Here is a 24507-nt window from a genome sequence, read left to right on the forward strand (position 1 = left end):
GCAATATTTCGGGTGACCACTTTCCTTCCCGCAGTCCGCTACCTGCCGCGTCATCATGGAACTCCACGTCACCGTGTCAGGCCGTCGCGATCTAGCCGGCCAGATCTACCGCCAACTGCGCGACAGTATCGTCGATGGCCGGCTTGCGGGCGGCACGCGCCTGCCGTCCACGCGGGATCTCGCGTTGCAACTCGGCGTTTCGCGCAAGACGACGCTCGACGTTTTCGAACGGTTGCTCGCAGAAGGCTATCTCAACTCGCGGCGCGGCTCCGGCACTTTCGTGGCCGATACGCTCGAACGCCTGCCCGCGCGCGAGCGCGGTCATCCCAATGGGCAGATCCGCGCGGCCACCGCGGCTTCCATTGCCGCCCGCACAGCGGCGCCCGGCAAGCGGGCGCCGCGCGCCGTGCAGGCCACCCCCTGGTGGCATGCACAGGCGCGCATCGACGCGCTGCCGCGCCGCGATGCGCGGCTCGCTTGCGACTTCGCGGGAGGCATCACCGACAAATCGCGCTTTCCCTTCGACATCTGGCGGCGCTGTATCAACGACGCGTTGCGCGTGCAGGCGCGCGGCCTCGGGATGTATCGCGAGCCGGCGGGCGAGGAGAAACTGCGCCTCGCGGTGTCGCGCTATCTTGCGTTCAATCGCGCGGTGCAGAGCAACTGGCAGGACGTGATCGTCACGCAGGGCGCGCAGCAGGCGCTCGACCTGCTCGCGCGCGTGATGCTCGCACCGGGCGACGTGGTCGCCGTCGAAGACCCGGGCTATCCTCCCGCGCGCGACATCTTCGCCGCGCTCGGCGCGAAGGTCGTGCCGGTGCCCGTGGATGGCGAGGGTCTCGTCGTCGAGCGGTTGCCGAGGGCCGCGCGGCTCGTCTACGTGACGCCTTCGCATCAGTTTCCGCTCGGCATGCCGATGAGTCTCGAGCGGCGCGTCGCGCTGCTCGAATGGGCGCAGGCGCGCGGCGCGCTCGTGATCGAAGACGACTACGACTGCGAATACCGCTTCGAGGGGCGCTCGCTGGAGCCGCTCAAGAGCCTCGACAACGCCGGTCTCGTGGCCTACGTCGGCACGTTTTCGAAGACGATGTTCCCCGAGCTGCGCGTGGGCTACATGGTGCCGCCCGCAGCGCTTGCCGGCCCGCTCGCACGCGCGCGGCAGATCGGCGACGCCTACGGCTGCGTGCTCACGCAGACGGCGCTCGCCGACTTCATGCTCGACGGCCATTTCGCGCGCCATTTGCGGCGCATGCATCAGACGTATGCCCAGCGCCGCGACGTTTTGCTCGCGCACCTGCGTGGCCCGCTAGCGCCGTGGCTCGAAGCGGTCACGCCGAACACGGCCGGGCTGCACCTGGCGGCGCGTCTCGTCGCGCCGCTCGACGCCGCGACGGTCGTGCAGGCCGCGCGCGGCGCATCGGTCGGACTGCATCCGCTCGCTCCGTTTCATCTAGAAGCGCCTGTACAAAGTGGTTTTCTGTTCGGTTACGGCGGCGTCGACGCCGAGCGTATCGATGCTGCGCTGACATCGCTCGCCGCGCTGCTGCGTTCGCTTTGACTGCATCGTGTCGGCGCGCTGCCGCCGGCATGGCAGTCGGAATCGTGCAAAAACACCCTGCGCAAAGCACTTTTCTGACGACGAGCTTGCGCGCGGCGCGGGCGAAAGGGAGGCATTCGAGGCGCTTGCGCGTGTCGCACGTGCACGTTTACCCCTGTAAACAGGCGTCGAAATGTGATCGGGAGTCTGCGCCGCGCAACAAAATCGTAACGACAACGCAAAAGCTTCACGCAAAACGCTTGCGCGTATGTAGAATCCGCCGTTGAAGCACGTGCATTCCGCAGTGCTTCTTCGATTCACTGACCAACACTGGTAGGAGAAACATGCCGACTTCCGCAAAGAAAGTGGCCGCAAAAAAGGCAGCAGCCCCGGCCAAGAAGGTTGCCGCAAAGAAAGCGCCCGCCACCAAGACGGCCGCAGCTAAGAAGGTCGCCGTGAAGGCGTCCGGCGCACCGACGCCGATCAAGGACACCTTCACGAAGGCCTCGCTGGCTACCCACGTCGCTGAGCGTGCAGGCGTCGAGCCGAAGGCAGCCAAGGCTGTGCTCGCCGCGCTGGAAGACACGATCCTCGGTTCGGTCCACAAGAAGGGCGCCGGCGAGTTCACGCTGTCGGGCCTTCTGAAGATCGTCGTGCAGGCCGTGCCGGCGAAGAAGAAGCGCTTCGGCAAGGATCCGTTCACGGGTGAAGAGCGCTGGTTCCCGGCCAAGCCCGCATCGGTCCGCATCAAGGCGCGCGCCCTGAAGAAGCTGAAGGACGCAGCAGCAGCCTGATCGCGCTGAGTGCGCTGGAGCCGCGACCTTCGGTAGCGGCTACCGTCAGTACCCAAAAATCCCCGTCGGCGACGAGCCCGCGGGGATTTTTCGTTTGGTGCGTGCAACGGGTGCCGAAGTGTGCTGCTATGCTCTTATCTTATATAGCGATATCGATAAGATGACGCTGATATGCAGCACGTAAGTCGCCGGAAATCGCTTATTGGCGGTGTCACCTTCCATAGACCCATAACATAACGATATGTCCGCAGCCGACCTCAGTTTGCGCCAGGTTGAAGCCTTTCGCGCGTTGATGCAGTGGCGCACGGTCACGCGCGCGGCGCAGTCGCTGGGCATTTCGCAGCCCGCGGTGAGCCGCTTGCTCGCCGATTTCGAAGCGAAGATGGAACTCGCGCTCTTCGAGCGGCGCCAGGGCCGTTTGCTGCCGACGGTCGAAGCGCATGCGCTGCACGACGAAGTCGAGCGCGCGTTCTTTGGCTTCGCGCGCGTGGCCCAGGCCGCGGCGCAGATTCGCGCGCAACGGCGCGGCGTCGTGCGCGTTGCCGCTTCAGCGGATCTATGCGCGGACTTCCTTCCGGGCGTTGCTTCTGCGTTCGCTAACGAGCACGAAGGTGTCGAGCTGGAACTGCTGACGGGAGATGCGGCGCAAATCGCCGAGCGGGTGGCCGCGCAACGCTGCGATCTCGGCTTCGTCGCGCAGGCTGTCGCGCATCCCGGCGTGCGCCTGGAGTGTCTCGGGGAATGGCCGCTGCGCTGCATCATGCCGCGTGGACACCGGCTCGCTCGCAAGCGCGTGATTCATGCCGAAGACTGCGCGGGCGAACGTTTCATTTCGTTTGCCGCTGCGAGCGAGTTGCGAATGGGCATCGACCGGCTGTTCGCCGAAAGCGGAGTGACACGCGAGCTTGGCGTCGAAGCGGCGCTGGCGCAATCGATCGTGGCGATGGTGGAAGCGGGAACGGGCGTGGCGCTGGTGGACGCGCTGACGGCCCAGCACGCGAGTGCACGCGTGAGCGTGAAGCGCTTCGCACCCGCGCTGCCGGCCGCACTCCATGTCGTGCGCGGTGCGCAGCGGACGGCGACGGCGCTGGGCGATGCGTTCGTGCGGCATGCGGTTGCTGCGCTGGCGCGCGTGCGTTGAATCGTCCGCTCGATTGTGCGCCTGTACGAGGCGCGGGCGAAGCGAGAGGCATTGCGGGCCCCTACGCGTAAGTCTTCTAAATTCCAGCGCCCATAAAAAAACCAGCCAGGGCTTGCGCCCGAGGCTGGTTGTGCAGCGTATGGTTTTTAGCTGCGTGGTCTCGCTCGCTTCGCCGGAACGGCTTGTCAGCCAGTTCCGGCGCCGGGCCGAAGCCCGGAGTAAAGCGTTGCTTAGAACTTGTGGCGGATGCCGAGGCTGACCATCGTCTGCGAGCTCGTAGCCGAGTTGTAGCCGTACGAGCCGATCGAAGCGCCTGCGATCGACGTCGTGGTCGCGCTGTCGCGCTGCGTGCCATTGGCGTGCTGCCAGGCCGCCACAGCGTACAGGTCGGTGCGCTTCGACAGGTTGTAGTCCGCGCCGAGCGAAATCTGGTTGTACGTGTTCGACACGTCGCCAGCGCCGTGCGTCCAGGTGTAGCCGAGGCCGAGCAGCGTGGCCGGGTTCAGCTGGTAGCCGACGAAGCCGGCTGCGACGTTGAATCGTTCGTTCGACGGGAACGCGGAAGCGCTGTCACGACGCATTTGAACGTTGCTGTAGCGGCCGCTGAACGTGAACGGACCAGCGACGTACTGCGCAGCGATCTGGCCGGTGCCGACCGACTTGGCCGAAGCGTAGGCCGCGTTGATCTGGCTGCCGTTCCAGAAGACGTTATCCGACGTTGCGCTCTGCGACCAGCCGCCGAAACCCTTGGCTGCGCTGGCTGCGCGGGCTGCCGGCGACGACGAGTTGTCCATCATGAAGTAGCCGCCGGCTACGTTGAACGAGCCGATGCCGTACGTGGCGGCTGCGCCCCAGCTCTGACCCGAGCCCGTTGAGCCAGCAACGCCGCCCAGCGCGTACATGCCTTCGAACTGGAAGCCCTGGATGTTCGGCGAGACATACTTGATGGCGCTGCTCGTACGCGAGGTGTTGTCGTTGTTGTCGACGTCACCGGGGGTTGCGAACGTGCTGCCGAAGTAGTTGTCGGCGGTCAGCGGCTGGACCAGATCGACCAGCGGGTCGTACTGGCGGCCCAACGTGACCGTACCGTACTGATCGTGCGTGACGCCAACGAATGCTTGACGGCCGAAGATCGCCTGGTTGCCGTTATAGCTGCCCATAGCGCCGCTGTTGATGTTGAAGCCGCTTTCCAATTGGAAAATTGCCTTCAGGCCGCCACCCAGATCTTCCGTACCCTTCAGGCCCCAACGGTTGCCAGACAGGTTACCGCCAACGAGGGCGACCAGGTTCTTGTTTTGACCTTGGCTGTTCATCGTGTGGTTGACGTACTGGATCGATTCATCGATCACACCATAGAGCGTCACGCTGTTCTGGGCGTGCGCGGTGCCGGCTGCGGCCAGCAGGGCCACCGAGAGGGTCGAGAGAGCGACTCGTTTCATTCTGTTTTCTCCACGCTGAAGATTGTGTAGTTGTTGCGCGATGGAGAATAACGCAGCAGGCCAATGCACCAGAACTGAAAAAAAAAGTTTGTAGCAAAAAGCTGACACCACCCACGATCCCTTGCCAGGCGGGCGCTGCGTCGATTATGGCAATTTAGGAAATATTGGATTGTTGATCGCCCATTATTGCTGGTTTTGATAAAAGTTCCGCAAATGGGCGTTATTTTTTAGGCTGGGCGCGGCCAGCGGCCGCCTGCGCGGCCGGGCCGGCGATCGTCCGAGGGTGGCGTCCGCCGGCAACGGTCATGGCGAAGGCGGCGCTCGCGGCCAGCAGCACCGAGCCCCACGGATGGCGCTTGACATAGCGGTCGGCGGCCGCCACGCTGCGGCCCGCCTGCACCAGCGTGAGCGCGGCGGCGTAAGTGGCCGTGTCCTCGATCCTGATGACTGAGCGGCGGATTCGCAAGCCCGATCCGGGCCGCTCGACGCCTCCTCCATGCGCGCTTGCGCGCCCGACTGAGGAAAGCCGCGTTTCCGATAGTGTCGATTTGTCTGCTGAAACGACGGCGGCAGGGCGACGCGTCCCGGCCATTCTGGACGCGGCATGGCTTCCGATCGGCACGGCCGGTGCCGGCGACGTTGCCGGATCACTGCTCACCCGCGCCCCATCTTGCCGCTGGCCAATGGTCGAGGCAGCGAGGACCGAAGCGAGCTTGGCGCGGCTGCCGGGCGGCGTTTCCGTCAGGAAACCCCACGCGCCGCGCGGGTCGTGAATCCGTGCGCGCGCCGCCGAGAACTCCGCGCCCAGCAGCAGCACCGCCGCCGAAAAATACAGCCACATGAGCAGCACCGCCAGCGAGCCGGCGGCGCCGAATGCCGTCGCCATGCCTGCGTGCGCGAGATAGAGCGCGAAGAGTTTCTTGCCCGCCGTGAACAGCACGGCCGCGACGGCGCCGCCCACCATCGCGTCGCGCCACTGCACGCTGGCGTCGGGCAGGAAGCGCAGCAGCGCGGCGAACGCCACGGCCAGCACGGCGAGCCCCACGGTGAGTTGCAGCAGGTTGCCGATGATCACGAACGGCGAGTTGCCCCAGAGCCATTGGCCCGCAAAAATGATCGCCGTGTCGAGCACGAGCGAAACGATCAGCAGGAACGCCACACCCAGCACGAGGCCGAATGAAACGAGCCGCACGCGCACCAGCGCCATCACGCTGGAGGTGCGCGCCGCGTCGGGTGGCCAGACGATGTTCAGGGCGGAATGGAGCGATGAAAACGTTGCGGACGCGCCAATCACGAGCAGTGCCAGCGAGACGATCGCGGCGACGCCGCCCGTGCTGCCGGCGCGGTGCGCGTGCTGCACGATGGTGGTGACGGCCGCTGCTGCGTCGTCGCCCAGCACCTTCTGGACCTGGCCGAACAACTCGCCGCGCGCGGTGGCGTCGCCAAAGAACCAGCCCGCCACCGCGATCACCATTACCAGGGTAGGCGCCAGTGAAAATGCCGAGTAGAACGCAATGCTCGCCGCAAGGGACGGGCAGCGGTTGGCGATGAACTGGCGCAGCGCGCCGACCACCCACGACGCTTCCTTGCGCGCGGCGGACTGCAGTCTTTCGGTGGAAAGCGTTGACATGATGGCGCGCCCCGCGGTGGCTTCGTTGCGTTAAGGGATGGCTGGTTTGTCCGTCTAATATTAGCAAGCACGGTTCCCGGGCCAGGTCGCCGGTACATCGGGTTGCGCACCCTCAAGCTTGCCGGCATCCTGCGCGATCCGTCTCCCAAAACGTCATATACTTAAAAAACCCACAACCAGAAGCCGAGGACGAATCATGCTGCAAATGTCCCGGCGTCAGTTCCTCAAGGTCACGGCAACGTCGCTGGCGGGTTCCAGCCTCGCGTTGATGGGTTTCGCACCCGACAACGCGCTTGCCGAAGTCCGACAATACAGACTGGCGCGCACCACTGAAACCCGCAATACCTGTCCGTACTGCTCGGTCGGTTGCGGGATTCTCATGTACGGTCTCGGCGATGGCGCGAAGAACGCGACGGCGAGCATCATCCATATCGAGGGCGATCCCGATCACCCCGTCAATCGCGGCACGCTGTGCCCGAAGGGCGCGAGCCTGATCGATTTTATTCATAGCGAGAGCCGCCTGAAGTATCCTGAGTACCGGGCGGCCGGCTCGAACGAATGGAAGCGCATTTCGTGGGACGAGGCGCTCGACCGTATCGCGAAGCTGATGAAGCAAGATCGCGACGCAAACTTCGTCGAGAAGACCGCCGACGGCAAGACCGTGAACCGCTGGTTGACCACGGGTATGCTGGCCGCATCGGCGAGCAGCAACGAAGTCGGCTATCTCACGCATAAAGTGGCCCGCAGCATGGGCCTGCTCGCATTCGACAACCAGGCGCGTGTCTGACACGGCCCGACGGTGGCAGGTCTTGCCCCGACGTTTGGCCGTGGTGCGATGACGAACCATTGGGTCGACATTCGCAATGCGGACGTGATTCTGGTGATGGGCGGCAATGCGGCCGAGGCGCACCCGTGCGGCTTCAAGTGGGTCACGGAGGCGAAGGCGCACCGCAAGGCGCGGCTCATCGTGGTGGATCCGCGCTTCACGCGCACGGCATCGGTCGCGGACTTCTACGCGCCGATCCGCACTGGCACTGACATCGCGTTCCTTGGCGCCGTGATCAACTATTTGCTCACGAACGACAAGATCCAGCACGAGTACGTGAAGAACTACACCGACTTCACGTTCATCGTGCGCGAAGACTACGCGTTCAACGACGGCATCTTTTCCGGCTACGACCCGCAGAAACACGCGTACCCGGACAAGTCGTCGTGGAACTACGAGATCGGCGACGACGGCTTCGTGAAGACCGACGACACGCTGCAGGACCCGCGCTGCGTGTACCAGTTGCTCAAGCAGCATTACTCGCGCTATACGCCCGAAATGGTCGAGAAGGTGTGCGGCACGCCGAAGGACAAATTCCTCAAGGTGTGCGAAATGCTTGCAAGCACGGCCGAGCCGGGCCGCGCGGGCACGATCTTGTACGCGCTCGGCTGGACCCATCACTCGACCGGCTCGCAGAACATCCGCACCGGCGCGATGGTGCAACTGCTGCTGGGCAACATCGGCATTGCGGGCGGCGGCATGAACGCGCTGCGCGGCCACTCGAACATCCAGGGCCTCACCGATCTCGGGCTGATGTCGAATCTGCTCACGGGCTACATGACGCTGCCGTTCGAGGCCGAGCAGGACTACGACGACTACATCAAGAAGCGCGCAGCGCAGCCGATGCGGGCCAACCAGCTCAGCTACTGGCAGCGCTACGGCGCGTTCTTCGTGAGCTTCATGAAGTCGTGGTGGGGCGACGCGGCCACGAAGGACAACAACTGGGGCTATGACTGGCTGCCCAAGCTCGATAAGCCGTACGACCTGCTGCAAACGATCGAGCTGATGAATCAAGGCAAGATCAACGGCTACATCTGCCAGGGCTTCAACGTCCTCGCGTCCTCGCCGAACAAGGCCAAGACCGTCTCGGCGCTCAGCAAGCTCAAGTGGCTCGTGATCATGGACCCGCTCGCCATCGAAACTTCCGAGTTCTGGAAGAAGTATGGCGACTTCAACGATGTCGATACGGCTTCGATCCAGACCGAGGTGTTCCGCCTGCCCACCACTTGCTTTGCCGAGGAAAACGGCTCGCTCGTGAGTTCGAGCCGCGTGCTGCAGTGGCACTGGAAGGGCGCGGAGCCGCCGGGCGAAGCGAGGAGCGACCTCGAAATCATGTCGGGCTTGTTCCTGCGCATACGCGAGGCGTACCGGAAGGACGGCGGCAAGCTGCCCGACCCGATCGTCAAGCTCGACTGGCCCTATTCGGATCCGGCGAGCCCCGCCCCGGAAGAAATCGCGCGCGAGTACAACGGCAAGGCGCTCGCCGACCAGACCGACCCGAAGGACGCCACGAAGGTGCTCGTGAAGAAGGGCGAGCAGCTTTCGGGCTTCGCGCAGCTCAAGGACGACGGGACGACCGCGAGCGGCTGCTGGATCTTCTGCGGCGCGTGGACCCAGGCGGGCAACCTCATGGGCCGGCGCGACAACTCGGACCCCACGGGCATTGGCCAGACGCTCAACTGGGCCTGGGCCTGGCCGTCCAATCGCCGGGTGCTTTACAACCGTGCGTCGTGCGATGCGGCGGGCAAGCCCTTCGATCCTTCCCGCAAGCTGATTGCGTGGAACGGCAGCGCGTGGACCGGCCCGGACGTGCCCGACTTCAAGATCGACGAAGCACCGGACCAAGGCATGGGCCCGTTCATCATGAATCCGGAGGGCGTGGCACGCTTCTTCGCGCGCGACGGCATGAACGAAGGACCGTTCCCCGAGCATTACGAACCGTTCGAGAACCCGCTCGGGTATAACCCGTTCCACCCGAACAACCCGCTCGCCACCAACAATCCGGCCGCGCGCGTGTTCCCCGACGACCGCAAGACGTTCGGGACTGCGCAGCAGTTCCCGCATGTCGCGACCACGTACCGCCTCACCGAGCATTTCCACTTCTGGACGAAGCACGCCCGCCTGAACGCGATCATCCAGCCGCAGCAGTTCGTCGAGATCGGCGAAGTGCTGGCGAAGGAGGTGGGCGTGGTGGCGGGCGACCGCGTGAGGGTGACGAGCAATCGCGGCTACCTGATCGCGGTGGCGGTAGTGACCAAGCGCATCCGGCCGCTCAACATCGACGGCAAGACCGTGCACACGGTCGGCGTGCCGCTTCACTGGGGCTTCAAGGGGCTCACGCATCCGGGCTATCTGACGAATACGCTCACGCCTCCCGTTGGCGACGGGAACTCGCAGACGCCCGAGTTCAAATCGTTCCTCGTGAAGGTCGAAAAGGCATAGGGGGACGCGAACCATGGCATTGCAATCACTCGACATCAAGCGCGTGTCCGCCACGACCACGCCGTCGCCTGGCGTGCGCGAGCCGGCTACCGGCACGGTCGCGAAGCTCATCGACGTGACCAAGTGCATCGGCTGCAAGGCGTGTCAAACCGCGTGCATGGAGTGGAACGAGCTGCGCGACGAAATCGGCTTCAATACGGGCGTCTACGACAACCCGCACGATCTCACCGAGCACTCGTGGACCGTGATGCGGTTCGCCGAACGGGAGAATCCGGACGGCAACCTCGAATGGCTGATCCGCAAGGACGGCTGCATGCATTGCGAAGATCCGGGCTGCCTGAAGGCGTGTCCCTCGCCGGGCGCGATCGTGCAGTACACGAACGGCATCGTGGATTTCCATCAGGAAAACTGCATTGGCTGCGGTTTTTGCATTGCGGGGTGCCCGTTCGATATTCCGCGTCTTTCGCGGAAGGACCGCCGCGTCTACAAATGCACGCTCTGTTCGGACCGCGTGGCCGTGGGGCAGGAACCCGCTTGCGTGAAGACCTGCCCGACTGGCGCGATCGTGTTCGGCACGAAGGAAGACATGAAGCAGCATGCGGCCGAGCGCATCGTCGATCTCAAGGAGCGCGGCTTCCAGAACGCCGGGCTCTACGATCCGCCTGGCGTGAGCGGCACGCACGTGATGTACGTACTGCATCACGCGGACCAGCCCTCGCTCTATCACGGCCTGCCCGAAAACCCGCGCATTAGTCCGATGGTGCGGCTGTGGAAGGGCGCGGCCAAGCCGATTGCGCTAGGCATCATGGCGCTCACGGCGCTGGCCGGCTTCTTCCATTACACGCGGGTCGGCCCGAACGAAGTGACGGACGAGGATGAAGCCGCGGCGCGTGACGAGGCGCGGCGCATGCGTGGCGAATCACCCGAGGAGCGCAGCGATGAAAGACGATGAACCGCAATTGATCGAGCGCTATACGCCCAACGAGCGCAGCAATCACTGGATCACGGCGCTCAGCTTCATCCTGCTCGCGCTCTCGGGCCTCGCGATGTTCCATCCGTCCATGTCCTTCCTTTATGCGGTGCTCGGCGGCGGGCAGTGGACGCGCATTTTGCATCCGTTCATCGGCGTAGTGATGTTCGTGTCGTTCCTGATCCTCGCGCTGCGTTTCTGGCATCACAACTATCTGGATCGCGACGACATCCAGTGGATGAAGCAGATGGGCGACGTGCTCAACAACCGTGAAGACAGACTGCCCGAAATCGGCCGCTACAATGCGGGACAGAAGCTGTTATTCTTTGTGATGGTGGTTTGCCTCGTGCTGTTGCTCTTGAGCGGCATTGTGATCTGGCGGCGATATTTCTCGTTGTATTTCCCGATCGAGATCATCCGGCTCTCCTCGCTGGTGCATGCGATAACGGCTTTCGTGCTGATCTGCGGCATCATCATCCACATTTATGCTGCCTTGTGGGTGAAGGGATCGATCGGCGCGATGACACGCGGTTACGTGACCTGGGGCTGGGCCCGAAAGCATCATCCGCGCTGGTTCCGCGAGAGCATCAAGTAACGCACAGGCTGCGCGCCGTCTGCCGGGCCGTGCGGCAAAGGCAGCGGCGGCGCGAGCGGCAAACCGCCGGCGCCCGCGAGGGCACGGCGGTTTTCTATTTGTGAAGCCGTTCTGGAGCAGGCCGTCGTGACACAACGCATTCTCGACCCGCAGCAGATAGAGACGCTCGATCCCTCGGCCATACCGCGCATCCGCCTGCCCGAGCGTTCCGCCTTTTTCAGCACGCGCGCCGCGCGGCTTCGGCACCTCGCTGACCACAATCCGATCGGTGGCTATGTGCGGCTGATGGCAGTGCTCGTCGACGCGCAGCAGCAAGCGCTCGAACACGCGAACACTGCGTTGCCCGTCCGCGAATCGATCGAAAGCGCGCAACGCCATTCGATGCCGATCCTACCGGCGCTTGGTGGCGAGCGTGATCCGCAATGGCGCGAGGTGCTGTACCGCCTCGCCGATCGCATCGAAGCTGCCGGCGCCGTCACGCCCGCGCTCGCAAACGTGCTCGACGCATTGCGCGCCATGGACCAGGCGCAGCTCGACGCCCAGGCCGATGCGATCCTCGCACAGCGCTACACCGAAATCGCGCCCGCCACCGCGCCGTTCATCATGGCCGCGCTGCAGGTGGTGTGGACCGACCTGGCAAGCCGCATCGACGCGCGGGACGTGCCCTACGTCGATGCGCCCGGCGTGTGCCCCGTGTGCGGCTCGCCGCCCGTGGCCAGCATCGTGCGCATCGGCGGCGCGTATCAGGGCTATCGCTACGCGCAATGCGGCCTGTGCGGCACCGAGGCCCACGTCGTGCGCGTGAAGTGCACGAACTGCGATTCGACCAAGGGCATTGCGTATCACGGCATCGAAGGCGGCAATCCCGCACTCAAGGCCGAATCGTGTGACGAGTGCCATACATACCGCAAGATCGGCTATCAGGAGAAGGATCTCGACTTCGAGCCGCTTGCCGACGACCTGGCGAGCCTCACGCTCGATCTGCTGATGAGCGAAGCGGGTTACCGCCGCGCGAGCCCGAATCCGTTGTTGTGGCCCGAAGTGCCACGTGACCAGTAAGGAGCCGCGCGCGCCATGAGTGAAACCGTGGGACGAGCAACGGAGCACGATGCGCGGGCGCTCAACACGCTGCTCGCAAAGATGCCGGCGGTCGAGCGCGTGATTGCCTCGGCCCACGCGCAACCGCTGATCGCGCAGTACGGGCGCACCCAGGTGCTCGATGCGATACGCGCCGCTCAGGACGCCTGGCGCCGCGATGTGCAGGCCGGGACCTTCGAGCATGAAAACAAGGACATCGAACCATTTGCGCTGGAGCGCGTGATCGCGGCCGCCGCCCAGCGCCTGGCCGATCGCGCGCAAAGCCGTCTGCGCCCCGTATTCAATCTGACGGGCACGGTGCTGCACACGAATCTCGGCCGCGCGCTGCTTCCCGACGAGGCAGTCAAGGCCGTGGTGCAGGCGCTCACACAACCCGCGAATCTCGAATTCGATCTGGCGAGCGGCAAGCGCGGCGACCGCGACGACCTGATCGATGCGCTGATCTGCGAGCTGACCGGTGCGGAAGCCGCAACCGTCGTGAACAACAACGCGGCGGCGGTGCTGTTGCTGCTGAGTGCGCTCGCCACGCGTAAGGAAGTCGTCGTGTCGCGCGGCGAACTGGTCGAGATCGGCGGGGCGTTTCGCATACCCGACATCATGAGCCGCGCGGGTGCGCGGCTGCGCGAAATCGGCACGACCAACCGGACGCATCTCAAGGACTACGAAGCGGCGATCAATCCACGCACGGCGCTGCTGATGAAGGTGCATTGCAGTAACTACGCGATCAGCGGCTTCACGAAAAGCGTCGGACTCGATGAACTCGCGCCGCTCGCGCGCCGTCATGGCCTGCCCGTTGCGGTCGATCTCGGCAGCGGAACACTCGTCGATCTCGCGCAGTGGGGGTTGCCCGCGGAGCCCACGGTGCGCGCGACCATCGAAGCGGGCGCGGACCTCGTGACATTCAGCGGCGACAAGCTGCTGGGCGGCCCGCAAGCCGGGCTGATCGTCGGGCGCAAGGACATGATCGCGAAGATCAAGAAGCATCCGCTCAAGCGTGCGCTTCGTGTGGGCAAGCTCACGCTCGCGGCGCTCGAACCCGTGCTGCGCCTCTATCGGGCGCCTGAATTTCTGCAGGAGCGGCTTACGACATTGCGCCTTCTCACGCGTCCCGCGATGGAAATACAGGAGGCCGCGCAGCGCGTGCTGTCGCCGTTGCAGCGCGCATTGGGCGAAACGTATGCCGCGAACATCGAGCCGATGTTCAGCCAGATCGGCAGTGGCGCGTTGCCCGTTGACGTGCTGCCGAGCAGCGGGCTCGTCGTGCGCCATGCCGGCAAGGGCGGCAGCGGCCGCGCGCTGCTCAAACTCGAGCGCGCTTTATACAGCCTGCCGCGACCGGTGATCGGCCGCATTGCCGACGACGCCTTGCGTATGGACCTGCGTTGCCTCGAGAGCGCGGATGAGCCGGCGTTCGTCGCTCAACTCACGGAGCTGCGTCTGTGATCGTCGGTACGGCGGGGCATATCGATCACGGCAAGACCACGCTGGTCCGCGCGCTGACCGGCGTGGACACCGACCGCCTGAAAGAAGAGAAGGCGCGCGGCATTTCGATCGAGCTCGGCTACGCCTACTTGCCGCTCGCCAACGGCGACGTGCTCGGCTTCATCGACGTGCCGGGTCATGAAAAGCTCGTGCACACGATGGCGGCGGGTGCGTGCGGCATCGACTTCGCCTTGCTCGTGATCGCCGCCGACGACGGGGTCATGCCGCAAACACGCGAGCATCTCGCCATTTTGCAGTTGCTGGGTGTGCGGCAGGGCGCCATCGCGCTCACGAAGGTCGATCGCGTGGATGCGGCGAGGCTGGGAACAGTGCGTGCGGAAATCGCCGCGTGGCTCGCGAAAACGACGCTTGCGGACGCACCGATTTTCGAAACCCGCGCGACGCAATCCAACGACGCAGGCGTGGCGTGCCTCGACGCCTGGCTGCACGAGCGCGCCGCCGCATGGCGGGCGCGCCGTGACGATGGCCTCTTTCGCCTCGCCGTCGATCGCGTGTTCACGTTGACCGGCCAGGGAACGGTGGTGACGGGCACCGTATTCGCCGGACAGGTGCAAACGGGCGACACGCTCGTGCTCGCGCCGGCTGGCGCACCGGTGCGCGTGCGCGGACTTCATGCGCAGAATCGCGCGGTCCAAACGGGGCGCGCGGGAGAACGTTGCGCACTCAACGTTACCGGCGTCGACAAGGAGAAGATCGCGCGTGGCGACTGGATTGTCGACGCGCGCCTGGCCGAGCCTGCTGTGCGCCTCGACGTCGAACTGCAACTGCTCGGCGATGCAGGCATCACACTGCAGCACTGGTCGCCGCTTCATGTGCACCTCGGCACCACGCACCGCGTTGCGAACGTTGCGTTGCTCGAAGGCGAGACGCTTGCGCCCGGTGCGGCTGCGCGCGTGCAGCTCGTCTTCGATGCGCCGTTGCACGCGTTGCCGGGAGACCGTTTCATCGTCCGCAATGCGCAGGCGACTCGCACCGTGGGCGGAGGGCGCGTGCTCGATCCGTTCGGACCATCGCGGCGGCGCAGAACGCCTGAACGGCGCGCATGGCTCGACGCGTTGCGCGCGTGGCTCGACGAAGCGAGTCTTGCGCCGCTGATCGGAGAAGCGCCGCGCGGCATTTCGCGCGCGACGTTGATGCAATTGACGGGCTACGACGATGCCACACTCGAACTGCCCGCGAATGCGATACCCATCGCGCCGCAAGGGCGCGACGATGAAGGCGCGGTGATTGCACACGCGCACTGGACGCGGCTCAAGGAGCGCGTTGTCGAAGCGCTCGCCGAATTTCATGCTCGCTCGCCCGATGAACAGGGGCCCGATTCAGCGCGCTTGCGGCGCATGGCGGCACCGCTCGTGAGTGACGCCGTGTGGCGCGCCGCGATCGAGTCGCTCGCGGCAGAGGGGAGGGTGGCGCGCAGTGGGCCGTGGCTGCATCTGCCTTCGCATGCGGTGACGCTCGACGCCGGCGAGGAAGCGCTGGCTGCGCTTCTCACGCCGTTGATTGCGCAGGGGCGCTTCGATCCCCCCTGGGTGCGCGACCTTGCGCGCGAAACGCGGCAACCCGAAGAGAAGGTGCGTGCCTTGTTGCGTAAGCTCGCCCGGCTCGGCAGGGTGTACCAGGTCGTGCGCGATCTCTTTTACGATCGCGACGTGGTGCAAATGCTCGCGCGTGTCGTCGCGCAGGTTGCTATCGAACAGGGCGGCGCTGTGAGCGCCGCGGCATTTCGCGACGTCACGCAGTTGGGCCGCAAGCGCGCGATCCAGATTCTGGAGTTCTTCGATCGCGTTGGATATACTCGCTTCCAGCGTGACACCCATCTGCTGCGGCTCGATAGCCGAATGCGCGAATGGTTGTAGGCACATCGGCATGTGCCTGTATTTTCAGTTGCAACTGAAGCAGGGTTTGACGAAGGAAGGCATTCGTATCCGGTGGTACGGCCGGGCTTCAAATCCGGTTGGGGGCGTCAGCCGCTCCCGGGTCAGTTCGACTCTGGCTGCCTTCCGCCAATTTCGCCGAGCAGGGTGTTTGCGAAAAAAAAATCTGTCCAGAGTGCGGCGACGTCGCATGCGGTGCATATTCGGTTCTTGTGCGGCGCGAACTCGAATCCTACAGATGGGAAAGCTTCGCCTACCAGACAAGCGAATCTGACTTGATGACTGTTGAGGCGTTAGGACCGTTCGTTTTCGACGCAAGTATGTATAAAGACTCTGTGCTCGCTGCATCGGCGATTGACGGAACCGAGTAGGCCTGCGGCAACAGACGGCCAATTTCGGCCATTTGACCGAGTTTCGCGGTTGACATTTCAAATTCCGTTGCACTCAGTTCAACCACCTTTTGTGCGCCTGTTCGTCCCGCGCCTTGCGCATTGGGGATTGCGGAGCACCGGGAATTTCTTCAGCGTGGCATTTCGGCAATCTGTTCGAGTAGACGCAGCAGTGAATCGGAGGCTGCGCCCTTTTGGCAGTACCCGTCAAACCCGGCCGCGATCCCCGCAGCCCGCACGGCGACTTCGTCCTGGGCGGTAAAAGCTACAATGGCGATATGCTGCGTCCGCTTGTCGTGGCGCAACTGCCGTGCGACTGCAAATCCGTCCATGCCTGGCATGTTGATGTCCAGCACTGCGATCTCAGGCGTCCAGGCAGCGAGGATGTGCATGGCGGCCTGCCCGCTCAGGACGAATTGAACCTCATACCCCGACATGGAAAGCGACGCGACGATCGCTTCAGCCCCTGCCTGCTCATCGTCGACGACAAGCAGCCGACGCGGGCGGCTCGACTGTTTTCGAGAGAGAGTGCGCGGTGTCCAGCGGGTGGCGGGGGGGGGGGCACCATGTTCGATCCATGCCTTCAATCGGGTGAAAAGGAAGGAGCGCATTAGCTGTTCCCGTTGTAGCAGGGAGCGATGGCGGGAAACGTGCGTGCCGAAACGGTCGCCCTCAGCGGGGTTTGTTCCGATCGGCGTTCGCGCGAAGTGCGCGTAAGATCTGTACGCTGCCGGCCCTTAAGGCCCCGTTTCCTGTTCGGAGATGCCTTCATGCGCCTTGCCGACTTTATCCTACGAGACATGGAGCCGATCCTGGAGCAATGGGAGGCGTTCGCCGCAACCCTCCTGCCGGCGGCGGAAAACATGGAATCGCTGGCATTACGTGACCACGCGCAGTCCATCCTTCTCGCGGTAGTACAGGACCTGCGGACCTCGCAGACCAGGGAAGCTCAACGCGAAAAATCCTTGGGGCGCAGCTCCAATCCGATCGACGCGACCGAAACAGCCGCGCAAACGCATGCGGTGTTGAGAGCCCGGGCCGGTTTCAAAATCAACCAACTTGCCGCCGAATATCGCGCCCTGCGCGCAAGCGTACTGCGCTTGTGGATGGACGACTGCGCCCCCGAAGCGCCTGATTTGGACGACGTCGTTCGTTTTAACGAAGCGATCGATCAGGCGATTGCCGAATCGGTCGGCTTTTTCAGTGCACAGGTGGACCAGAGCCGTAACCTTCTGCTTGGCATGTTGGGACACGACATGCGAGGCCCTCTTCAGGCGATTCTGGTGACTGCTTCGTATCTGGCGAGACTGAATGACGGGGAGCGCGTTTCGGTCGCCGCCGCCCGCCTGATACGGAGCGGAGCGCGGATCCAGGCGTTGCTTGATGACCTGACCGATTTCAACCGAACCAACCTGGGCTTGGGCATTAAGGTGATCCCCTCGAGCATCAATCTGGCGGATGTCTTTGCTGAGGAGGTGGATGAGTTGCGTGCAATTTTTCCTGACAGGCAGATTGAGCTACACGTGAGCGGTGATCCGCAGGGGGTCTGGGACGGCCGGCGCCTGCAGCAATTGCTTGGAAACCTGGTTTTCAACGCCATCAAGTATGGAGCGCAGGATACTCCCGTGCGCGTGACTGTGACTGGCGACGTATCGCATGTCCGGTTCGACGTCAACAATCGCGGACCTGCCATTGAGAGCACCGTGCTGGCGCAGATCTTCAATCCCCTGACGCGGGGGGCAGACCGTCAGGGCGTACACGAGACGGCGGGTAATCTCGGACTGGGACTGTATATTGCAAGCGAAATCGCCAAGGCCCACCATGGAGTCATCGAAGCGCGGTCCGATGAGACGGAAACCAACTTTTCAGTCACACTCCCTCGTGCGAATGGAACCGTAGAACCAGGGCGCTCAGATTGAGTCGCAGCGAGAACCAGTGTTGGACGGTGGTCCTCGCGAGCACACGCTGGACAGCGAGCGCCCATTGATCTGGCGCGACCGACAAGGCCGTTTCATCCCTGGAAACAGCCATTGATGTTGCGCGCGATCGCCACACTTGATCGTCGGGCGCTGGCCGGCCAGAAGCGGCCGTTCGACATCGCGACGCGAATCGTCGACAATCCGCCAAGGATGGTTCTACGGTTCTAGCCGTATTTTTGGATTGATTGAATATCGCTCTATGACTGCGACAGAAGGCGGCAGCTGTGCCCGCGCCATCGCTTACTTGAAGCCCGCGGTGCAAGAATCAACGCCAGCAATATCGCTGTCACGGGAGGACTCGCCTGTTCTCCGTCCCTTCATCGACGACCTAATGGTTTCGTACGTCGCGGATACAGCTGACCATTTGGCCTTTGTTCAGCACCGGCATCTGGAACAGGAAGGTGTCTCGGTTGACCAGCTTCATTCAATGGCCGTTTCAAATTTGCAAGCTCTTGCGGAAGAAAAGCTGGCTGTTCGCGAGTACGGTTCGATATATGTTGCACTCATGGGAGGCAACTTCGAGGCGAGTCTTCTCACGCTTGATGCCATGTGGAATGACTGGTATGCCCATCTCGCCCCGCAGGGTTTTGTTTCGGTTGCTCCAGCGCGTGACCTCCTCGCATTCTGCGACTCATCTTCCGCACAAGGGCTAGTGGAGCTTCGGCACGTCGTAGAGCGGTCCGGGGATTGCGACCATCGGCTGCTCCCTCACTTGTACCGACGCACAGGCGCCGAATGGAAGCAACTGCCTTTCACGCCATGATTAGGGACGACGATTCAGACGCTCTGAGAATTTGTCAACGCCGATTTAAATCTGACCCATTGGGGGTGCGGCCAAATTCCTGGACTGATTTATGCCGCAATTCCAAGACTCTGCCGGTATTCGACCGGGCTCAGGAAGCCGAGCGAGACCTTGATCCGCTTTGCGTTGTACCAGCGGATGTACGAGTCAACGACTTCGATGAATTGATCAACGGTCGTGGCCCGCCAGTCACGAGGATAGAATAACTCCGTCTTGAGGCGCCCGAAGAAACCTTCGCAGGCTGCATTATCCGGCGAACATCCTTTGCGCGACATCGAACGAATCAGCCTGGCATCCTGCATCCGTGCGAGCCATCCTGGCCAGCGATAGTGCGCGCCGCGATCGGAGTGAACCACGGGCCGCTGCTCGCAGCCGGCCACCGACTCAATCGCCGAATCCAGCATGGTATTGACGAGTTCGGCATCTGGGCGCCTGCCGATTGACCAGCTCACTACGAGACCGTCGAAGCAGTCGATTACCGGCGACAGATATACCTTGCCGTCCGGGATCTGGAATTCGGTAATGTCGGTGAGCCATTTCTGATTTGGAGCGGCGGCACAGAAGTCACGATTGATGATGTTCTCCGGCGCGGGGCTTATTTCTCCGCGATAGGAGCCGTAGCGACGTCGCCTGGTCGTGGCAGCGGCCAGACCTTCCTGTCGCATCAAACGTCGCACTACCTTCTCCGAGATGAAGATTTGCTGCCTGCCCAATGCTGCGCGGATTCTGCGATATCCGTAGCAACGGTGATTGAGTTCGAAGATGTCCGCGATGACGCGACGCGCGCCAGCATGCCTGTCAGCAACCAACAGACGTGCACGGTGATAGAAATAGGAACTGCGGGCAAGCCCCATGGCGGCTAACAGCTCCGGCAACGCATAGGTCTGTTTCAGGGCATCAACCAGCATCGTCTTCTCCCGATTGCTCAGGAGTTGCGGGTCGACGCCCATTCCTTTTTTTATCAGTTCGTTCGCCTTCTTCAGGATATCGTGCTCTAGCTGCAACTGCCGGATGTCGCGTCGAAGCGATTCGACCTGTTGTTCCAGTTCCGCACGTTCATGGTCCGGCGCTGGCTTCTTTTTGCGTTTCATCGATGCAGGAACCTCTCGACCGAGTAACTGGTTCTTCCAGTTATACAGCGTCGGCCTACTTACGCCTGTTCTCTCGGCCACCACGCGCGCGCTTTGCTCTCTGGTGCACAGCTCGATGACTGCCGCCTGCTTCACTTTATGTGATTTTGGAACGCTACCAACTGCTCTGCCAACAGTACGCTTTCCGATTTCAGGGCACAGTTCTTCGAGCCAGGCGGCAAGCGTCTCGCGACTCGGATAGCCCAAAGCCCTTAAGGTTGCGGCAGCACAGCGGTCATGGCTCAAATAATGATCGACGGCAACCTTCTTCTGCTCAGCCGAGTACCGTGGCCTCGAACGGACATAGCCAGCCCGTAGATCATCGCACTGTTCGTATTCGCGATGCCAAGCTTTGAGAGAATTCTTTGTCGGGTAACCCAGCTGTCTGATGGTCGCCCCGAGGCGCTTTCCCAGCTTTAGATAAAGCCGAACCGCTCGAAGACGCTCTTCATACGAGTACATGAACTACCTCCAGGTAGTCCAAGTTTTCGTCCGCACCCCCATTTTTCGACGATGCGCCGAAGTAAAACTGACCCACCCGGGTCCTAATCACGCGGCTGCCTTCGCGCCCGCCCGCGTGCTCGTTTGTCCTGCTTTCCGCTTGTCCTTCAAGCGGTAACTCTCGCCGCTGATTTGCACGATGTGCGCGTGGTGCAACAGCCTGTCGAGCATCGCTGCCGTCAGCGTCTGGTCGTCGGCGAACGCCGAGGCCCATTGCGTGAACGGCAAGTTGCTATAAGTTATTTGGAATGGAACCTGTGTTACGGTAGACCCGCTTTTCTGTCGGTTGGTGTGCGAGGTAGATACGGATTTCGCAGGGTTATCCACGGGGCCGCCGCCCGCTTCTCTAAAGCAAGAGGCGAGCGGCCCGGTGGGTAACCCGTGCCGAAGGCGATGTCGGTTTCGGGCGCTTGTTTTGAAACGTCGTTTACTGACGAGCAAGCATCCGCTTCGCGAGGAGCAATTCATGGCTTCAGACAGTGCGGTCGTCGAACTGGTCTGGGAACGGTATCCACTCATCGCCTCGAACTCTTGCGCTCGCCGCTGGATAGAGAGTTGCGTGATGCTCGGCCTGGCCAGGAATACGATCAAGGCCTACATGTACGCTACCGAAGGCTTCCTTCGCTTTGCCGTGAGCCGCTCCGTTGATCTGCGCAGCGTGTCACGCGAGACTATCGCCCAGTATGTCGGCGAACTGAGGACGCAGCCAAGGCGAGTAAATGCGAATGTGGTGCGCATCGACTCGGGCGGTTTCCTGTCAAACGCAACGCTGCAGCAGCGGCTCACCGCCGTCCGACTGCTATTCGAGTTTCTTGTCGATGAGGGGCTCGTCAGAACCAATCCGGTAAGCCGCGGCCGCTATACGGCATCCCGTCGCTTCGGAGCGCGTCGTGAGCGAGGCCTCATCCAGAAGTTTCACAAGCTGCCGTGGATTCCAACAGAGGCGCAGTGGGTGGCCCTGCTGGCCGTGGTCCGCAACGAACCGAAGCGTAATAGATGCATGCTGGCGCTTGCCTATGACGCGGCACTTCGTCGGGAGGAGCTGTGCCAGCTTCGGAGCGGCGATATCGATCCCGCCTACCGGCTGCTGCGCATCAGGGCGGAGACGACCAAGGGGCATCGAGAACGCGTGGTGCCATATTCTGCGACATCCGGCGAACTGCTCCGCGATTACCTTCGACACCGACGAAGCGTGGGCGGCGATGGCACCGAACTATTTCTCTCGGAATCGCCACGCAACTACGCCGCCCCAATCAGCATGTGGACATGGTCGAAGGTAGTTCGTTCTATCGCGATTCGCGCTGGCGTTCCGGCGTTTTCAACGCATACATTGCGTCATCTTTGTTTAACGGATCTTGCTCGCGCGGGCTGGCAACTGCATGAGATTGCCCGATTCGCTGGTCACCAGAATCTGGAAACGACGCGGCAATACGTGCATCTGTCAGGGCATGACCTCGCGGACCGGTTTGCAACGACCATGCGCCATGTTCACGCGTGGCGTCTTGAAGCGCTCGCGTGCGTCCCGGTAGCAGAGCGACCATGATGGCTTCGTCCAAAGCGGCCCTTGCACCGACTGTCTCTGGCACATCTACATGGACGTGGCCGATTGATATCACGAACTATGACCGGAGAAGCCGGTTGACCGCGAGCGAGCAGAAGGTGTTGACACAGGACCTTCCACTCGCCGTTGCCAACGAACGCAAGATAGGAGCGATGCTTGGAAGACTGTCGCGCCTTGATCGTCTACTTGCGCCGATCGACGACGCGCTCGCGGCTGTTGATGGCACGCATCTTTACGACGATCGCGTGAGACTGATGCTGCTACAGCATTGCGCAATTCGGCACCAATCCTTCTGGGCCTGGGATGCCGCCGCATGGCACATGGTTCTTGGAACAACGCAGGCAGCCTTCTTCGCAGCCCACCTTCCCAAACCGCACGCCGGTGGCGAGCGTCACGCCTTGATTGCGGTTGCGTACCTGCTGCGTTGCTTTAACGACATTCCTGACCTGGGGGAAGCGAAGCGGGTCACACTGGCGGAGAAGATCTTTGGCAGGGAACGGCTCGCAGGCACACTACAACGCGTCACGGAGGTGTCCGCTGCATGGGGCTATCGTAGCCCTTGCAAACCTCTGATGAGCCTGTTGGCGGAACTACTGCTTGTGCAGCAGCAACCGGAACTTGAAGCGCTGACCAGTGAGTTCATCGCCTCCGTTCGCGCACGCTTTCACAACTCTAACTATCGAAGCTCCCTGTACTTCCAGCTCGCACGCGTCCTAGCTTCACTGGGGATACTTGCGGAAGAACCCTCAATGCGCAATGGAATCGACAGGGAATCGATTTATGTGGCAAGGGTCTCAGGCATTGCCACTGACTGGGTCAGCCTGATCGAACGGTGGGAGGCAACCAGCACCTTGACAGCGTCCAGCCGCCGCCATCTTCGGGATATGGTCCTGAAGGCTGGCCGGTGGTTGACAGCTTCCCATCCTGAGATCACCCGAGCGGATCAATGGACCCGAGAACTGGCGGCAGAATATATTGGTGCGGTTGAGCGCATGCATGTCGGTGATTACGTCTGGAAGACTACCTCGGTTGCCAGGAAGCTCGGCAAACCAATAACGGCACGATCGAAGAACGCTTTCCTCGGCGCGATGCGATGCTTCTTCGCTGATCTTCAGGAGTGGGAATGGATTCCTCGCCGCTTTGATCCGTTTCGAGCCTTTGCGACGCCTCGCTCCACCAAGGCATTGATAGGACCCGCGCCCCGTACCATTGCTGACGACTTGTGGGCCAAGCTTCTCTGGGCCGGGCTGAATCTGACTCTCGATGATCTCCCCGGACACGGCGGTAACGCGAGGGGGCGCCGCCATCCGACCGGGAGCATTCGTCGCGCCGGCGGCTATTATCCGCTTGAGATGCTGCAGGCGTTGAGTATCGTATGGCTCTTCGCCGGACTACGTAGCGATGAGATTGTACGGCTACGAGTTGGCTGTGTACGTGAAGAACCATCAATAGGGCAACCAGGTACACAATGCCGGATGCTTGACGTTCCGGTTCACAAGACCGGAACTGCATTTACCAAACCGATTGATTCGGTCGTCGGCGAAGCAATCTCAGCGTGGGAGCGAGTACGTCCCGTACAACCGGCTGCGCTCGACGTTAAAACCGGAGAGCAGATTGACTTCCTCTTCTCGTATCGTGCAAGGGCGATACCACGCGCGTACCTGAACCGACATCTCATTCCCTTACTTTGCCGGAAGGCAGGTATTCCTTGCGCGGATGCTCGCGGACAGATCAGCAGCCACAGGGCACGCTCGACCATCGCGAGCCAGCTCTTTAACGCGCGGGAACCGATGTCCCTGTTCGAACTGCAAGCGTGGCTCGGTCATCGGTCGCCAGCAACGACCCAGCATTACGTCGCGTTCACGCCCACAAAGCTGGCCAGAGCTTATTCTGAAGCACAGTACTTCCAGCGCAACCTGCGAATGATGGAAGTACTCATTGACCGGCAGACGATCGACGACCGGCACACGGAGCAGCCGTGGAGATACTACGACCTTGGTCACGGGTTGTGCTCATATGAGTTCTTCGATCAATGTCCACATCGCATGGCGTGTGCGCGTTGCGACTTCTACGTTCCGAAGGATTCGTCCCGGGCCGACTTGCTCTCTTCGAAGACGGGCATGATCCGGATGTTGCAGGAAATTCCTCTCACCGATGACGAACGCGCGGCAATCGAAGGTGACCAAGAAGCTGTCGATCGTCTGCTTCGGCACCTCGAGGGGGTACCGACACCCGACCGGCTCACCGCCTCAAAAAGGAAGAAACAAAGGTAGAAAAACCCCTCAATTCCATATAA

The 24507-nt window shown here is 62.5% G+C and carries 17 protein-coding genes, 1 tRNA gene and 1 pseudogene; 14 read left to right on the forward strand and 5 right to left on the reverse strand.

The genetic code is table 11. The features are described 5' to 3' along the window. Nucleotides 1-55 precede the first annotated feature (55 nt). The 3 genes from pdxR to BMI01S_RS24460 all read left to right on the forward strand — a co-directional run bounded on the left by pdxR (nt 56) and on the right by BMI01S_RS24460 (nt 3472). A complete protein-coding gene (gene pdxR, locus BMI01S_RS24450; RefSeq protein ID WP_028231754.1) occupies nt 56-1558 on the forward strand; it encodes a MocR-like pyridoxine biosynthesis transcription factor PdxR in 1503 nt (500 codons plus the stop codon). 323 nt (nt 1559-1881) lie between these two features. Continuing rightward, a complete protein-coding gene (locus BMI01S_RS24455) occupies nt 1882-2331 on the forward strand; it encodes an HU family DNA-binding protein (RefSeq protein WP_028205533.1) in 450 nt (149 codons plus the stop codon). 241 nt (nt 2332-2572) lie between these two features. Further along, on the forward strand, nt 2573-3472 hold the full coding sequence (locus BMI01S_RS24460; RefSeq protein WP_028210838.1) for a LysR substrate-binding domain-containing protein: 900 nt from the start codon (nt 2573-2575) through the stop codon (nt 3470-3472). Between the two features lie 230 nt (nt 3473-3702). Here the strand turns inward: BMI01S_RS24460 and BMI01S_RS24465 are convergent, their stop codons facing one another. Beyond that, nucleotides 3703-4911, reverse strand: a complete 1209-nt coding sequence (locus BMI01S_RS24465) for a porin (protein ID WP_028231753.1) — start codon at nt 4909-4911, stop codon at nt 3703-3705. A gap of 220 nt (nt 4912-5131) precedes the next feature. Further along, complete coding sequence (locus BMI01S_RS24470) at nt 5132-6541, reverse strand: YihY/virulence factor BrkB family protein (RefSeq protein ID WP_028210840.1); 1410 nt, start codon at nt 6539-6541, stop codon at nt 5132-5134. 196 nt (nt 6542-6737) lie between these two features. On the opposite strand from BMI01S_RS24470, the gene fdnG reads away from it, so the two are divergent. From fdnG to BMI01S_RS24510, 7 genes are all read left to right on the forward strand, one after another. Then, complete coding sequence (gene fdnG / locus BMI01S_RS24480) at nt 6738-9809, forward strand: formate dehydrogenase-N subunit alpha (RefSeq protein WP_081723488.1); 3072 nt, start codon at nt 6738-6740, stop codon at nt 9807-9809. A 13-nt stretch (nt 9810-9822) separates the two neighbouring features. Further along, nucleotides 9823-10761 (forward strand): formate dehydrogenase subunit beta, encoded by a 939-nt coding sequence (fdxH, locus tag BMI01S_RS24485; RefSeq protein ID WP_028210843.1) that lies wholly within the window; start codon nt 9823-9825, stop codon nt 10759-10761. Further along, complete coding sequence (locus BMI01S_RS24490; RefSeq protein WP_028210844.1) at nt 10748-11374, forward strand: formate dehydrogenase subunit gamma; 627 nt, start codon at nt 10748-10750, stop codon at nt 11372-11374. The genes fdxH and BMI01S_RS24490 overlap by 14 nt, the downstream gene beginning before the upstream one ends. A gap of 126 nt (nt 11375-11500) precedes the next feature. After that, the gene (gene fdhE / locus BMI01S_RS24495; RefSeq protein WP_028210845.1) at nt 11501-12433 is read left to right on the forward strand and encodes a formate dehydrogenase accessory protein FdhE; all 933 of its coding nucleotides are present in this window, start codon (nt 11501-11503) and stop codon (nt 12431-12433) included. 15 nt (nt 12434-12448) lie between these two features. Next, nucleotides 12449-13915 carry an L-seryl-tRNA(Sec) selenium transferase gene (gene selA / locus BMI01S_RS24500; protein WP_036045724.1) on the forward strand — a complete coding sequence of 489 codons (1467 nt, stop codon included), beginning with the start codon at nt 12449-12451 and terminating at the stop codon, nt 13913-13915. Next, a complete protein-coding gene (gene selB / locus BMI01S_RS24505; protein WP_028231750.1) occupies nt 13912-15831 on the forward strand; it encodes a selenocysteine-specific translation elongation factor in 1920 nt (639 codons plus the stop codon). Before selA ends, selB begins: the two co-directional genes overlap by 4 nt. Nucleotides 15832-15885: 54 nt before the next feature. Then, a tRNA-Sec gene (locus BMI01S_RS24510) sits at nt 15886-15981 on the forward strand. Between the two features lie 388 nt (nt 15982-16369). Here the strand turns inward: BMI01S_RS24510 and BMI01S_RS24515 are convergent. Beyond that, nucleotides 16370-16849 carry a response regulator gene (locus BMI01S_RS24515; protein WP_051381467.1) on the reverse strand — a complete coding sequence of 160 codons (480 nt, stop codon included), beginning with the start codon at nt 16847-16849 and terminating at the stop codon, nt 16370-16372. 159 nt (nt 16850-17008) lie between these two features. Here BMI01S_RS24515 and BMI01S_RS24520 point away from each other — a divergent pair, with 159 nt between their 5' ends. Continuing rightward, entirely contained in the window at nt 17009-18157 is a 1149-nt protein-coding gene (locus BMI01S_RS24520; protein ID WP_028210900.1) for a sensor histidine kinase, read from the forward strand. A 136-nt stretch (nt 18158-18293) separates the two neighbouring features. Next, nucleotides 18294-18980: a DUF1444 domain-containing protein gene (locus BMI01S_RS24525; protein ID WP_154671330.1), complete on the forward strand. Its 687-nt coding sequence runs from the start codon at nt 18294-18296 to the stop codon at nt 18978-18980. An 89-nt stretch (nt 18981-19069) separates the two neighbouring features. On the opposite strand, the gene BMI01S_RS24530 is transcribed toward BMI01S_RS24525, so the two are convergent. Both BMI01S_RS24530 and BMI01S_RS24535 read right to left on the reverse strand, forming a co-directional pair. Continuing rightward, entirely contained in the window at nt 19070-20611 is a 1542-nt protein-coding gene (locus tag BMI01S_RS24530) for an IS3 family transposase (protein WP_028231747.1), read from the reverse strand. 87 nt (nt 20612-20698) lie between these two features. After that, a pseudogene (locus tag BMI01S_RS24535) lies at nt 20699-20893 on the reverse strand (ATP-binding protein); the annotation flags it as partial. Between the two features lie 223 nt (nt 20894-21116). On the opposite strand from BMI01S_RS24535, the gene BMI01S_RS24540 reads away from it, so the two are divergent. Beyond that, nucleotides 21117-22193: a tyrosine-type recombinase/integrase gene (locus tag BMI01S_RS24540; protein ID WP_028231745.1), complete on the forward strand. Its 1077-nt coding sequence runs from the start codon at nt 21117-21119 to the stop codon at nt 22191-22193. Nucleotides 22194-22288: 95 nt separating this feature from the next. Further along, on the forward strand, nt 22289-24484 hold the full coding sequence (locus BMI01S_RS24545) for a tyrosine-type recombinase/integrase (RefSeq protein ID WP_161635541.1): 2196 nt from the start codon (nt 22289-22291) through the stop codon (nt 24482-24484). Nucleotides 24485-24507 lie beyond the last annotated feature (23 nt).

The sequence above is a fragment of the Paraburkholderia mimosarum LMG 23256 = NBRC 106338 genome, from assembly GCF_000739815.1.
GTDB classification, from domain to species: domain Bacteria; phylum Pseudomonadota; class Gammaproteobacteria; order Burkholderiales; family Burkholderiaceae; genus Paraburkholderia; species Paraburkholderia mimosarum.